The following is a 13,139-nucleotide window of genomic DNA, read 5'->3' as shown; positions in this document are numbered from 1 at the left end:
GTTGTTTCTAGATTGCAAGCTTCTTGAGGATGCGTCCCTCGATGAGGGAAACCGCTCGCGTGAGGGGGAAAGCGATGATGAAGTAGATCAGGGCGACGATCGTCAGCACTTCGACGGGACGGGCCGTGTTGTTTGAGATGTTCTGGCCGACGAACATCAGGTCCGCCATGCCGACGGCCGAGACCAGGGCGCTCTCCTTGAAGAGGCTGACGCAGTTCGACAGCAGCGTCGGGATCGCCCGCAGCACCGCCTGCGGCAGCACGACGTTGACGACCCGCACCCTGTTCGGCAGGCCAAGCGCGACGCAGGCGTCCAGCTGTTCCCGGCCGATGGACTTGAGGCTCGCCCGGAAGGTCTCGCTGGTGATGGCGCCCATATAGAGCGTCAGCGCGATCACGCCGGACGCCAGGTTCGAAAGCTCGACACCGAGCAGCAGCGGCAGGCAGAAGAAAATCCAGAAGAGCTGGATGAGGACGGGCGTGCCGCGGAAGAATTCGACATAGCCGCCGGCGACTGCGCGAAGTGCGAGGTTTCGCGACGTTCGGGCCAGTCCGACGAGGAAACCGAGAGAGCAGCCGAGGACGATGCAGATCAGCGTCAGCTTGATCGTCATCCAGAGACCCAGCAGAAGCGCGTTTTCAAAGCGCAGCAGGATCGAGAAATCGAGCGTCATCATCCGGGCCTCCTAGCTGACGAGGATCTGGCGGCGGCGTTCGAGCAGGCCGACGATCTGGGTTATCGGGAAGGACACGGCGAAATAGATGAGAGCTACGACCGTGAAGGTCTCGATCGGCCGGTAGGTCTCGGTGGCGAGCGTCTTGCCCTGGTACATCAGGTCCTGGATCGCCACGATCGCAACGAGCGCGCTCTGCTGGAAGATGACGATGCCGTTGGTCAGAAGCACCGGGATCGAGGCGCGGAAAGCCGTCGGGAAGACGATGTAGAGCACGCGCTGGAGCGGGTTGAGGCCGAGCGCGATGCCGGCATCGAGCTGTTCGCGCGGGACCGCCTGGATCGAAGCGCGGTAGGCCTCGGCATTGAACGCCATGAGATTGGGCCCGAGCGCCATGATGCCCATCGTCATCGGGTCGAGAAAGACGTCGAACAGCATCGGCACGCAGTAGAATATCCAGACGATCTGGACGATGGCAGGCGTGCAGCGGAAGAATTCGACGAACAGCATGAAGGGCAATCGTAAGACCCGATAGGGACTCATGATCAGCAGCGCGAGCGCGAAGCCGAAGACGATGCCGATGACATTCGCCGCCGCCGTGAGCTGCAGTGAAACCCACAGCCCCTGAAGAAGCGGAGCAAGGGTGACTGCGTTGAAGTCGAACGTGTAGTTCACGGCATGCCCTCCCTACTGCTTGATGTGGAAGACCCGGTCGATGAATTCCTTGGTGCGCTCCTCGCGCGGCGCAGCGAGCACCTGTTCGGGAGGCCCGTCCTCGACCACCACGCCGCCGGCGCAGAAGATCACCCGGGAGGCGATGTTCTTGGCGAACCACATATCGTGGGTCACGATCATCATCGGCATGTCCTGGGCGGCGAGTTGCAGGATGACCTGCTCCACCTCGCTGACGAGTTCCGGATCGAGAGCCGAGGTGACTTCATCGAACAGCATGAGTTTCGGGTCGAGCATCAGCGCGCGGGCAATGGCGACGCGCTGCTTCTGGCCGCCGGAAAGCTGCGCCGGATAAGCCTTGGACTTGGCGCCGAGCCCGAAGCGTTCGAGCAGCGCCTGGGCGCGATCCGTCGCCTTTGCCTTGGCTTCCCCGCGCACTTTGCAGGGGGCGAGGATCAGGTTCTGGGTGACGTTCAGATGCGGAAACAACGTGTAATGCTGAAAGACCATGCCGATCGAGCGGCGAACATGGGTGTCGATCTCAGTCTTCTTGGCCGCACCGGCGGAAGAAATATAGGGCTTTCCGTCGAAATTGATCGAGCCGCTGTCGATCTGCTCCAGGCCCATCATCACCCTCAGCAGCGTGCTCTTGCCGCCGCCGCTGGGGCCGATGACGACAACGCGTTCGCCGGGCTTCATTTCAATGTCGATGCCTTTCAGCACCTGGATTGCTCCGTTGCCGTAGCTTTTGTGGAGCGCCTGCATTTTCACGAGGGGAAGGCTGAAGGACGTGGTCATGCCAATCTCCGCTGATCGAAGCTGAAAGGGCCGGCGCGATCCCCGCACCGGCCCGGCGAGACTACTTCGCGCCCTTGAGCACTTCGTCGACCGCCTTGCGGATCAGCTCATCGACATGACCGGTCGCGACCTTCTCTTCGAGGAAGATATCGACGACTTCGACATCGGCCGCCGAAAGCTGATGCGGCAGGCCGAAGGCGACGCCCTGCTTGGCAAGTGCCGGAGTCGGGTTGAGCGCCACCGCCCAATCCGGGTTCGACTGGGTGAAGAGCTGATTGGTGTCGGAGGCGTCGACCAGGATGTCGGCACGCTTCGAGGTGACCGCCAGGCGGGTCTCGTCATTGCCGGGAAGACGCATGATCGTGGCGTTCTTCACCGCTGCGGAAATGGCCTTGTCCTGCGCCGTGCCGGACATGACAGCAAGCGTCACGCCCGCCTTGTCGATATCGGCGACCGAAGCGGCGCCGGGCGCAATCTTCGGATTGTTTTTGTTGTAGGCGAGCGAGATCTGGTACTCCATCGCCGGAACCGAAAACTGCACGGCCATGGCGCGGGCCGGTGTGCGGTTCAGCGCCAGCGACATGTCCCATTTGCCCGCTTGCAGGCCGGCGACGATGTTGTCCCAGGTCGTATCGACGAATTCAGGCTTCACCTTCAACACGTCGGCGAATTCCTTGCAAAGATCGGCAAAGAAGCCGGAATATTCACCTGTCGCCGGGTCGCGCATGACATAGGGCGGCGCGACGGCGGCACCGCAACGCAGGACACCCGCCTTCTGCACGCCCTGCCAATATCCCTCGGCGGTCTCAGCCTCAGCGGCGGTTGCGGAAAGAGCTCCCATCAGGGCGAGCGCGGGCAGCGCCCGCAATGCGGACGTTGTCAAAGAAAGCATCGGGCATTCCTCTTTTGTTGTGCGCGGAAAGCGCGCGGTTCCACTCGTCGGCTCTGGCCGTTTCTGTTGTCGTGTGTCGGCTGCGTGTCGACCGACTAAAATATGTCAACAGCGTGTCGACAAAGTCAAGCGGAAAAATTTCATTGCCGACACGCTGTTTTTCTGGCCCAATGGATCTACGTCTGGAGAAAGGGACTTAAGTGTCTGAAGAATCGGAAGTGAAACGGATCCGCGGCACGGGCTGGAAAAGCGTTTACGAAACGCTTCGCAATGAGATCCTTTCGCTCGCTCTGCCGCCCGGTCAGCTCCTCGACGAGATGACTCTCGCCGAGCGCTTCGACATGTCGCGCTCGCCTGTGCGGGAGGCCTTGATCCGGCTCGGCGCCGACGAACTGGTCGTGACGCTCTCGAACCGGAGCACCATTGTTGCCCCCATCGAGGTTGCGACCTTTCCCAAATATGTCGAGGCGCTCGACATCGCGCAGCGGATGAATACGCGGCTTGCCGCCGCGCTCAGAACCGAGGCCGACCTGAAGATCATCGCCAAGCGGCTGAAAACCTTTGAAGCGGCGGTCAAGACAGGCAATCACCTCGCCATGTCGGAGGCCAACAAGGAATTCCACATGGCGATCGCCCATGCCGGAAAAAACCAGTATCTCGCCTCGTTCTATGAGAAGCTGCTGTCGCAGGGACAGCGCATGCTCCACCTGCATTTCGAGTATCTGGAGCGAACCCATGAGGGCTATCTCCTGACCGACGAGCATGCGCTCATGCTCAATGCCATCAGGGACAAGAACGTGGATCTCGCCGATGAGCTTGCCCACGCCCATACGCGCCAGTTCCAGGACAATTTCATCAACTTCATGCGCGAGAACTACACGACGGATGTCGCGCTAGGGCCGCGCAGAGCCGCGGAGTAGATCAGGTGAACGTCAACAGCATCGGATTCGTCGGAACCGGCGTCATCACCGAGGCGATGGTTCGCGGGCTGCTCGCAGAGCCGGCCTATGCCTCGCAAATTCACGTCTCTCCCCGAAGCGCGCACATTGCGGAGACGCTGGCAGGCGAATTCGCCACCGTCAGGATTGCCAACGACAACCAGGACGTCGTCGATCGCAGCGAAATGGTGTTTCTGGCGATACGGCCGCAGGTCGCCGAGGAAGTCGTTCGCGCGCTTTCATTCAGGAATGGCCAGACGGTCGTGAGCGTCGTCGCGGCAACGGAGCGCCAGGCCCTCATCGACTGGGTCGGCGCGGAGGTGCGTCTCGTGCAGGCGATCCCCCTGCCCTTCGTCGCAACACACCAGGGCGTGACCGCCATCTATCCGCCCGATGATACGGTCGCAGCGCTGTTCGATGCGCTCGGAATGGCAGTCCAATGCCAGTCGCGAAAGGAATACGACCTTCTCGCAGCCGCGAGCGCTATGATGTCGACCTATTTCGGGATCATGGAGACGGTTGCCGGCTGGCTGGAAAAAAGCGGCCTCGAACGGGCGAAGGCAAATGCCTACATCGCCCCGCTTTTCGCAAGCCTGGCGCACAAGGCGAGCGGCCCTGGTGCCGAGCCGTTCAGCACGCTGAGCCGCGAATTCGCAACCAGGGGCGGGCTGAACGAGCAGGTTTTGTCCGACTTCGACAAGAAGGGCGGCATCGCCGCGCTGACCGAAGCACTCGACGGCGTGCTTGCCCGCATCGAGGGCCGCTGACACGCATCAGAAGGTCGGCGGCGTGCAGGCGCTGATGACTTCGCAGGGCACCGGCCCGACACAGCGGAACCGGTGCGGGCGCCGGCTTTCGAAATAATAGGCATCGCCCGGTCCGAGGATTCGCCGCTCGTCATCGACGGTCACTTCGAGCCTCCCCGAGAGCACGATCCCGCCCTCCTCCCCTTCATGGACGAGAGGCACCTTGCCGGTGTCCGCTCCCGGCTGGTAGCACTCCTTGAGGATCTGCAGGCTGCGGCCGAACAGGTTCTCGCCCACTTGCCTGAAGGAGATGGCGCCCTTGCCGATCTCCACCAGTTCCTCGGCCGCATAGAAGGCCTTTCTCGGGCGGTCGGGTTCGAAGGCGAAGAATTCCGCAAGCCCGATCGGAATGCCGTCGAGAATGCGCTTCAAGGCTCCGACCGAAGGATTGGAGGCGTTCGATTCGATGAGCGAGATCGTCGAGTTCGGAACGCCGGTACGCTTGGCGAGTTCGCGCTGGGAAAGCTTGTGGGCGATGCGGAGATGGCGAAGGCGGCCGCCGATATCGATGGACATATGCGCTCGTTTCTGTTGTCCAGAATATCGAAAACATATCTTCCTGTTCTCAGTCTTTCAACGGGTTACGCGAGCAAAGAAAAGGGCTTGTTTGAAAAGCGGAAATCGCGCCATTCTCGTCCATTCGCAAGGAGGCCAGGATGGACCAGATCAACAAGACGAACGCGCCCGTACTCGAAAATTTCTGGATGCCGTTCACCGCCAACCGGCAGTTCAAGGCGACGCCGCGGCTGCTGGCTGCCGCCGACGGCATGTATTACACCGATGTCGACGGAAACCGGGTGCTTGACGGCACGGCCGGGCTCTGGTGCTGCAATGCCGGCCACGGCCGCAAGAAGATTTCCCAGGCCGTCGAGCGGCAGCTTGCAACTCTCGACTATGCGCCGACCTTCCAGATGGGCCATCCAATCGCCTTCGATTTCGCCGCGAAGCTGGCTGCGAACGCGCCAGGCGGCGACACGGCCAAGCTCGACCGGGTCTTTTTCACCGGCTCGGGTTCGGAATCGGTCGATACGGCGCTGAAGATCGCCATCGCCTATCAGCGCGCTATCGGCCAGGGCACCCGTACGCGGATCATCGGCCGCGAGAAGGGATATCACGGCGTCGGCTTCGGCGGCATTTCCGTCGGCGGCCTCGTCAATAATCGCCGAGTCTTCCCGCAAATTCCGGCCGACCATATGCGCCATACGCTCGACGTCGAGCGCAATGCCTTTTCCAAGGGCCTTCCCGCCCATGGGGTCGAACTGGCCGATGATCTCGAACGCCTGGTGCAGCTGCACGGCGCCGAAACCATCGCCGCCGTCATCGTCGAGCCGATGTCGGGATCGGCCGGCGTGGTCCTGCCGCCGAAGGGTTATTTGGAGAAGCTGCGCGCCACCGCCGACAAGCACGGCATCCTGCTGATCTTCGACGAGGTCATCACCGGTTTCGGCCGTCTCGGAACGCCTTTCGCAGTGGATTATTTCGGCGTCGTGCCTGATCTCGTCACCACGGCAAAGGGTCTCACCAACGGCGCGATCCCGATGGGCGCGGTCTTCGCCAGCCGCAAGATCCATGACGGCTTGATGGTCGGGCCCGAGAATGCGATCGAGCTCTTCCACGGCTATACCTATTCCGGCCATCCGGTCGCCTGCGCCGCCGGCCTCGCCACCCTCGAGATCTATGAGGAGGAAGGCCTGTTGACGCGCGCAGCCGAGCTCGCCGACCATTGGCAGGAGGGCCTCCACTCGTTGAAGGGTCTGCCTCATGTCGCCGACATCCGCAATCTCGGCCTGGTCGGCGCGATCGAACTGGCGCCGCGGGACGGAGCACCGGGAACCCGCGCCTACGACATCTTCGTGGATTGCTTCAAGAAAGGCCTGCTGATCCGCGTGACCGGCGACATCATCGCGCTCTCTCCGCCGCTCATCATCGAAAAGCACCAGATCGACACGATCGTCTCGACGATCGGCGATGCGCTGAAGCGCGCGGCATAATCCCACGATCCCACTGCCATTCCCGCTGATGACGGATCTGCGGGAATTGGAGCCACAGCGGCGGGGGGTAAATAGCCCCGCCGAGGCGGCGAGACGCTGACGCGACGTCGACGAAGTCCAGGATATTGACCGGGATAGGGCGCCCATTGCCACGCCTCCCAACGCGCTTTAGTCCTGCCTCGATCAGGCCTTCAAGGTCTGCGACGGCAGCTGACCGAAACGCTTCTTGTATTCGGCGGCAAAGCGCCCGAGATGCACAAACCCCCATCTGAGCGCGATATCGGCGACGGTCTGTTTTGCGCCGGACTCGAGCAGATCGCGATGGGCGGCCAGCATCCGGATTTCCTGCAGGTAGGCGATCGGAGTGGTGTTCCTGAACTGTCGGAAGCCCTGCTGCAAGGTCCGAACACTTACATTGGCCGCCGTCGCGATCTCGCTGAGCGAGATCGGTTCCGCAATGTGTTCTTGCATGAAATCGATGGCCCATTTCACATGCCGCGGGGCCGGCAGCGGAGCGGAACGCGCCAGCTCCTCCGAATAGTGATGGGGACAGCTCTCCAGAAGTAGGTAGACCGCCGCATCGCAGAGCGATTTGACGGCCAGCGGCGAACGTTGCAACAAGCCGCTGCCGCTGACGCCGCGGTGAAGGTTTGAGACGAGTTGCTGCAGAAGCAGCCCGGGACCTGCCGTCACATCGATGTGGGGTTGAAAGCCGACGTCGCCGCTGATCGTCCGCTCGCACATATGCGCGAACTGCGTGGCGATCCTGGCCCGATCGATGAAGAGGCAGAGATGACGGCGTGGGCCGACGATCCTGGTGCCCCTGACACTGCCCTGCTCGAGGATCACGCCGCGACCCGGCACTGAATATATCTGCTCTCGCTTCCCGCCGAAGGACATAGTCCCCTCGATCGGCAGGAATATAGCCACTTTGTCGACGATCCCCTCGCGCTTGCAGAAAAGCGTGCCCTCATAAGAGCAATCGGCGACGCTGACATCTTCCATCGCGACGAAATTGCAGCGATACGCAATGGGCGTCTTGCCTTCTGCCGTAACCTTTATCGTGGATTTCGACGTCGACAATGCTTCCGCGAGCTGATCCGCGTCCGTTCCGTTCTGCACCGTTTCGCGAAACGACATATTCGCTACGGCCGGCGATTGGACCACACTGGGGGCATGCCGATGGTTACCGGACATCCGTGACCTCGCAAAACGATGTGCACAAGTAATAACCGATTTGCACGATCACGTTCATTCTTTTTGCGTCCATGCGCTTCACCCGTATCGGCTGACTGCGAGATCCCCAGCGTCGATGTCGGGCCTGCGGGCGCCGACGAGGTCGCTGATCAGCCGGGCCGAACCGGTGCTCATGGTCCAGCCGAGCGTGCCGTGGCCGGTGTTGAGAAAGAGCCCGATGATCTTGGTCGGGCCGATGACCGGCGTGCCGTCCGGCGTCATCGGGCGCAGACCCGACCAGAATGAAGCCTTGGAAACGTCGCCACCGGGGAAAAGGTCGGTGACCGAATGCTCGAGCGTGCTGCGGCGGGCGAGGCCGAGATCGTTGGTATAACCTGATATTTCGGCCATGCCGCCGACGCGGATGCGGTCACCGAGCCGCGTAATCGCAATTTTGTAGCTTTCGTCCATGACGGTCGATTCCGGCGCGCGTGACGCATCGGTGATCGGGACGGTGAGCGAATAGCCCTTGACCGGGTAGACAGGCAGGCCGATACCGAGCGGCTTGAGCAGCAGCGGCGAAAAGCTGCCGAGCGCGACCACCACAGCCTCCGCATCCATCCGCCCGCGGTCGGTGACGATCCCGCGCACCCGGCCCGTCTCGACATCAAGCGCCTTGACCGTCGTGCCATAGGCGAAACGGACGCCGAGCGCCTCGGCTTTGGCGGCCAGCGCATTGGTAAACTTGAAGCAGTCACCGGTTTCGTCCTTCGGGGTCAAAAGGCCGCCGACGATCTTGTCGCGCACATGCCTGAGCGCCGGCTCGACCCGGATGCAGCCGTCGCGGTCCAGCACCTCATAGGGGATGCCGTCGGCAGCCAGCGCCTTGACGTCCTTTGCCGCGCCATCGAGCTGCTGCTGCGTGCGGAACAGCTGTAGGGTTCCCTGCATGCGTTCGTCGTAAGCGATGCCGGTTTCGGCGCGAAGCTCCGCGAGCGCGATGCGGCTGTAATCGGCAAGGCGCAGCATGCGGCTCTTATTGATCGCGTAACGCTCGGAGGTGCAGTTCGACAGCATCCTCGCCATCCAGGAGAGCATGGCGATGTCAAATTTTGGGCGCAGGATGAGCGGCGCATGTTTCATGAAAAGCCATTTCATGGCCTTCATTGGAATGCCGGGCGCCGCCCATGGCGAGCAATAGCCGAAGGAGACTTCGCCGGCATTGGCAAAGCTCGTCTCCAGCGCCGGCCCCGTTTGCCGGTCGACGACGGTAACCTCATGGCCTGATTTGGCCAGTTGATACGCGGATGTGACACCGACGATGCCGGCACCCAGAACGATGACTTTCATGATGTCCCCAAGGATGAAGCCGACGGGCTTTCAGCAATATTGCTTGTGATAACGATCGCCGAGACGGGTTAGGATTTCGTAAGATATCGTCCCGGCGTCCCGCGCCACGGCTTCGAGCGTCTGGTTCGGGCCAAGCACTTCAACGAGGCTGCCCAGCGTCAGCGCGCCTTCGGGCAGCGCCGAGATGTCAACGGTCGCACTGTCCATCGAGACGCGGCCGACGATCGGCAGGCGAATGCCGTTGAAATAAGCGGCGCCGAGGTCGCCCAGCGACCTGGGCAAGCCGTCGGCATAGCCGGCGGCGATGGTGGCGAGACGCATTTGCCGCTGGGTGACATGCGCGCCGCCATAGCCGATCTTGGTGCCTGCCGGCACGGTGCGGGTCTGCACGACGGCGACATCGAGGCTGACGACCGGCTCCATCGGGTTCCTCCCGCCGGTGTTGGGAGCGCCGCCATAAAGCGCGATGCCGGATCGGGCAAGCACACCGTGATAGGCATCGCCGAGGAAGACGCCGCCGGAATTGGCGAAGGATATGTCGAAGCCCGGAAATTCATCGGCAATGCTGGACATCTCGGCAAATTGCTCGCCGTTCTGCTCGCTCTCGATGTCGTCGGCCGAGGCCAAATGGCTCATGATAAACAGGATCTCGACATTGGTGCCATCGCGAAGGGCCGCGGCAAGTTCGGCTCGTTCCTCCTGGGGAAAACCAAGCCGCGACATGCCGGTGTCGAATTGCAGGACGGCAGGCAGGCAACGTTTCAGAATGCGCGCCGTCGCCGACCATTGCCGCCACTGCGCCAGCGAATTGAGAACCGGGACGATGCCCATCTCGGCACAGCCGATCTCGTTGCCGGGCTGCAAGCCGTTCAGTACGAAAATCTGGGCGTCGCGGGCAAGAGCCGGCCTCAGCCGCACGGCCTCTACGAACTGGGCGACAAAGAAATGCCGGCAACCTTCGCCGTAGAGCGTTGCCGCGACCCGTTCGGCGCCGAGGCCATAGGCGTCGGCCTTGACGACAGCGCCTGCGCGGACCGGCGCCAGCATCGATGTGAGCTTCTGATAGTTGCGGCCGAGCGCCGCAAGATCGATCGTCAGATAGCCCGCGGCTCCCTGCGCGGTCGTGGCCTGTGTGCGGGAAACCAAAATATCGCTATCCATCTCGACCCCTTCTCCATTGCCCCGGAGTCTATGAAATAATGGACGAAATTGCCTATCGTTCTGTAGTCGATTATTGCGCTTTATGCGTCTTTTCTGCATGATATGTCATTCATTGGAATGATCAATCATGACCGCTCTCGATGCAACCGATCGCAATATCCTCAGACTGCTGCGTCTCGACGCCCGCATGAGCAATGCCAGGCTCGCCGGCCAGATCGGCCTGTCGCCGTCGGCCTGCCTCAGGCGCATCAAGATCATGGAAAAATCAGGCGTGATCCGCGGCTATACCGCGCTGGTGGACACCGGCAATGCGGATGAGATGATTGCCGTGATCATCAACATTACCCTCGAGCGGCAAACGGAGGATCATCTCGACCGTTTCGAGGCGGCGGTCCGCCGGCACCCGGAGATCCGCGAATGTTTTCTGATGACGGGCGGCTCCGACTATCTGCTGCGCGTCGAGGTCGCCAGTGCGGGCGAGTTCGAACGCATCCACAAGGAGATCCTGTCAACCTTGCCCGGCGTCCTCAGGATTCATTCCAGCTTTTCGATCCGCAACGTCCTGGCGACGCGCACGCGGAGCAGGCGCTGAACCGCGAGCCCCCGCTCATATCAATTCAAGCGCCGTGGCCTTGGCGACCGCTTCACTCGTCGTGGCGACGGTCAGCTTCCGGCGTGCGGAGGCGAGATAGAGCTGCACCGCACTCGCCGAAATTGACAGGCGGGCGCAGATCTGCTTTGCCATCAGGCCGCCGGCCGTCATTTCAAGACATTGCAGTTCGCGGCGCGACAATTGCGGAAAATCCGCAGTTTTTCTCAAGCCCGACAGAACCATGGCCCTGTCGTGGAGATGGTGGGCGAGAAACTGGAGGTCGCGCATACTGTCCATGCGAAACTGCCGCCAGTAGGAGTCGGGGTGATTAGACGTGACCGTAAACAGCGATCGCTCCCCCTGAGGTCCCCGCACCGGCAGCGTCACGCCTTGACGGCCGATACCGAAGGCCATGGCCTCCTTGAAGAAGCCATAGGCCCGGCCGGAATCCCATTTTGATGCGGACCATTCCACAGGCAGGAAGCCGCGCCGGCCGAGCCGCACGACGGGATCGATGTTGAAATAATCGCGATCAAGATATTGTTTCACCCACTCGGGCGGGTAGGTCAGCATCAGCAATGGATTGCTGTCCGCCGCCCCCGAGGTGCGGGTCACATGCAGAACCATGTGCGATATCGCATAGATGTGGCGGACTTCGTCCAGCGCTGTTTCCAGATCTTGCAATGTCGGCGACGCGGAGATCCGCTCAAGACAGTAGAAAAAACGAGAACTGCTCAGCATGAGTGGACTCGCGGTTGTGTGACTCCTCAACTGCTCGCGATGGTAACATTTCGCGATTACCGAGAACAGAATTATTTTTGGCAACCATGGCGCGACATGAAGAACAGGTTAAAAACTGACGGTCCCACTACAGGGCGGCGGGACAGCGAGTGCGCTTACCGCATGCCGCCATCGACATGGGCTCCGCCAGGATTGGGAGAGGCTTGCTCCAGCAGTCGGGACAGGTTGGCCCGAAGTGTCCGACAATTCTCCGCCGTCACATCCCATAGGCCGACATACAGCTTGCCGATCTCCGGCCGGGATCGGGCAAGCGCCGTCGGCCTCCAGCCGATCCTGCGGTACACAGCAACCATCGCGGCGTCATAGACGCCGACAATGCTTTCGATACCGGTGTCGAGCGCAAGATCGCAAAGCCCTGAGAGCAACTCCGTGGCGACGGCGCCCGATTGCTCCATTTGTCCGGCATGCGGATGAAGGCAAAAGCGGGTACATTCCCAGGTCGTCGGGCTATCGACGTCGATGGGCTGATCGAAGAAATGCCGGAACTCGCTTTTGAGCATCGTCGCTCCGGTGGTCGGCAACAGGCGCAGCGAACCAGTAAGCGTGCCGGAAGGTTGGTGCGTAACAAGATAGACGGGATCTTCGGCCTCGTCGTATCGGTCCCTCTCCCATTGATCCCGGACATCGACCTGCCATCCCAGCCGATCGCGAAAAACGGCGGCGCGAGCCCGAAACATTTCATCGAAAGCCCGTCGATCGGTATCGAGCATGTCTTTGGTGAGTATCCGCAACATATCCGTCCCTCCTGATGTGCTGACGTTTCACAACAGGAGGCCGAACGGGAGCAATCTGGAAATTTCACCAGGTTGACCGGTGCCCGGCTTTGCCTTCCCCTTCCATAAGAAGTTTCTGATATTCGTCGATCGGAAGCTCGTGGTTATTGCCAATTTTAACGCAACCAAAGGGAGGATTCTTGATGACCTACGACATGGCACGCGGCAGACGTATTCGAGAGGCGATATCCCGGGGCAAGTTCCGGAAAGTTCACGCCCTGGCGGCCGAACTAGACGTGTCCGTCGCCGCCGTCTCACGCTGGCAGAATGGCGGTCATACCTCGCTGGAAAGCGCCTGCGCGCTCGCCGACCTGCTGGATGTCTCCCTCGACTGGCTGCTGCTCGGGCGCGGCACGATGGACTGGCATAGGAACAGCGCGATCTCGCCCGCAGAGTTGCAAATGATTCTGGCATTGCGCAACCGGTCTGCGGCAACACGATCCAATCTCGTTGGGCTGGTCGAATCCATCCCGCCGGAGCACGCATAAAGCCAAGCGCAATTCTTTGAGATTTTTC

The 13,139-nt window shown here is 61.4% G+C and carries 15 protein-coding genes; 5 read left to right on the top strand and 10 right to left on the bottom strand.

Annotation, left to right across the window (positions count from 1 at the left end):
- Positions 1 to 7: 7 nt before the first annotated feature.
- The 4 genes from GA0061105_RS13905 to GA0061105_RS13890 all read right to left on the bottom strand — a co-directional run bounded on the left by GA0061105_RS13905 (position 8) and on the right by GA0061105_RS13890 (position 3,035).
- Positions 8 to 673: an amino acid ABC transporter permease gene (locus GA0061105_RS13905; protein WP_092750928.1), complete on the bottom strand. Its 666-nt coding sequence runs from the start codon at positions 671 to 673 to the stop codon at positions 8 to 10.
- Positions 674 to 685: 12 nt separating this feature from the next.
- Entirely contained in the window at positions 686 to 1,348 is a 663-nt protein-coding gene (locus GA0061105_RS13900; protein WP_092750763.1) for an amino acid ABC transporter permease, read from the bottom strand.
- Positions 1,349 to 1,360: 12 nt separating this feature from the next.
- Entirely contained in the window at positions 1,361 to 2,143 is a 783-nt protein-coding gene (locus tag GA0061105_RS13895) for an amino acid ABC transporter ATP-binding protein (RefSeq protein WP_092750761.1), read from the bottom strand.
- Positions 2,144 to 2,204: 61 nt separating this feature from the next.
- Entirely contained in the window at positions 2,205 to 3,035 is an 831-nt protein-coding gene (locus tag GA0061105_RS13890; protein ID WP_092750759.1) for a substrate-binding periplasmic protein, read from the bottom strand.
- A gap of 200 nt (positions 3,036 to 3,235) precedes the next feature.
- Between GA0061105_RS13890 and GA0061105_RS13885 the strand changes: the two genes are divergently transcribed.
- Both GA0061105_RS13885 and GA0061105_RS13880 read left to right on the top strand, forming a co-directional pair.
- Positions 3,236 to 3,955: a GntR family transcriptional regulator gene (locus GA0061105_RS13885; RefSeq protein WP_092750757.1), complete on the top strand. Its 720-nt coding sequence runs from the start codon at positions 3,236 to 3,238 to the stop codon at positions 3,953 to 3,955.
- 5 nt (positions 3,956 to 3,960) lie between these two features.
- Positions 3,961 to 4,740 carry a pyrroline-5-carboxylate reductase gene (locus GA0061105_RS13880; RefSeq protein WP_092750755.1) on the top strand — a complete coding sequence of 260 codons (780 nt, stop codon included), beginning with the start codon at positions 3,961 to 3,963 and terminating at the stop codon, positions 4,738 to 4,740.
- Positions 4,741 to 4,746: 6 nt separating this feature from the next.
- Here the strand turns inward: GA0061105_RS13880 and GA0061105_RS13875 are convergent, their stop codons facing one another.
- Complete coding sequence (locus tag GA0061105_RS13875) at positions 4,747 to 5,295, bottom strand: cupin domain-containing protein (protein ID WP_064696882.1); 549 nt, start codon at positions 5,293 to 5,295, stop codon at positions 4,747 to 4,749.
- 140 nt (positions 5,296 to 5,435) lie between these two features.
- On the opposite strand from GA0061105_RS13875, the gene aptA reads away from it, so the two are divergent.
- Positions 5,436 to 6,770, top strand: a complete 1,335-nt coding sequence (gene aptA / locus GA0061105_RS13870) for an omega-aminotransferase AptA (RefSeq protein WP_064696883.1) — start codon at positions 5,436 to 5,438, stop codon at positions 6,768 to 6,770.
- Positions 6,771 to 6,953: 183 nt separating this feature from the next.
- Here the strand turns inward: aptA and GA0061105_RS13865 are convergent, their stop codons facing one another.
- The 3 genes from GA0061105_RS13865 to alr form a co-directional block, all read right to left on the bottom strand.
- A complete protein-coding gene (locus GA0061105_RS13865; RefSeq protein WP_092750753.1) occupies positions 6,954 to 7,967 on the bottom strand; it encodes a helix-turn-helix transcriptional regulator in 1,014 nt (337 codons plus the stop codon).
- 78 nt (positions 7,968 to 8,045) lie between these two features.
- Positions 8,046 to 9,296, bottom strand: a complete 1,251-nt coding sequence (locus GA0061105_RS13860) for a D-amino acid dehydrogenase (protein ID WP_092750751.1) — start codon at positions 9,294 to 9,296, stop codon at positions 8,046 to 8,048.
- A gap of 30 nt (positions 9,297 to 9,326) precedes the next feature.
- Positions 9,327 to 10,457 carry an alanine racemase gene (gene alr / locus GA0061105_RS13855; RefSeq protein WP_092750749.1) on the bottom strand — a complete coding sequence of 377 codons (1,131 nt, stop codon included), beginning with the start codon at positions 10,455 to 10,457 and terminating at the stop codon, positions 9,327 to 9,329.
- A gap of 127 nt (positions 10,458 to 10,584) precedes the next feature.
- On the opposite strand from alr, the gene GA0061105_RS13850 reads away from it, so the two are divergent.
- Positions 10,585 to 11,049, top strand: a complete 465-nt coding sequence (locus GA0061105_RS13850) for an Lrp/AsnC family transcriptional regulator (RefSeq protein WP_092750748.1) — start codon at positions 10,585 to 10,587, stop codon at positions 11,047 to 11,049.
- Between the two features lie 15 nt (positions 11,050 to 11,064).
- On the opposite strand, the gene GA0061105_RS13845 is transcribed toward GA0061105_RS13850, so the two are convergent.
- Both GA0061105_RS13845 and GA0061105_RS13840 read right to left on the bottom strand, forming a co-directional pair.
- Entirely contained in the window at positions 11,065 to 11,790 is a 726-nt protein-coding gene (locus GA0061105_RS13845) for a helix-turn-helix transcriptional regulator (protein ID WP_092750746.1), read from the bottom strand.
- A 155-nt stretch (positions 11,791 to 11,945) separates the two neighbouring features.
- Complete coding sequence (locus GA0061105_RS13840; protein WP_092750744.1) at positions 11,946 to 12,584, bottom strand: acyl-homoserine-lactone synthase; 639 nt, start codon at positions 12,582 to 12,584, stop codon at positions 11,946 to 11,948.
- Between the two features lie 182 nt (positions 12,585 to 12,766).
- Between GA0061105_RS13840 and GA0061105_RS13835 the strand changes: the two genes are divergently transcribed.
- Positions 12,767 to 13,111 (top strand): helix-turn-helix domain-containing protein, encoded by a 345-nt coding sequence (locus GA0061105_RS13835; RefSeq protein WP_064696890.1) that lies wholly within the window; start codon positions 12,767 to 12,769, stop codon positions 13,109 to 13,111.
- Positions 13,112 to 13,139: the final 28 nt, after the last annotated feature.

Source organism: Rhizobium aethiopicum, from assembly GCF_900094625.1.
GTDB lineage: Bacteria > Pseudomonadota > Alphaproteobacteria > Rhizobiales > Rhizobiaceae > Rhizobium > Rhizobium aethiopicum.
The sequence above is the reverse complement of the archived record's forward strand: the minus strand, read 5'-3'. Positions and strand labels throughout refer to the sequence as shown.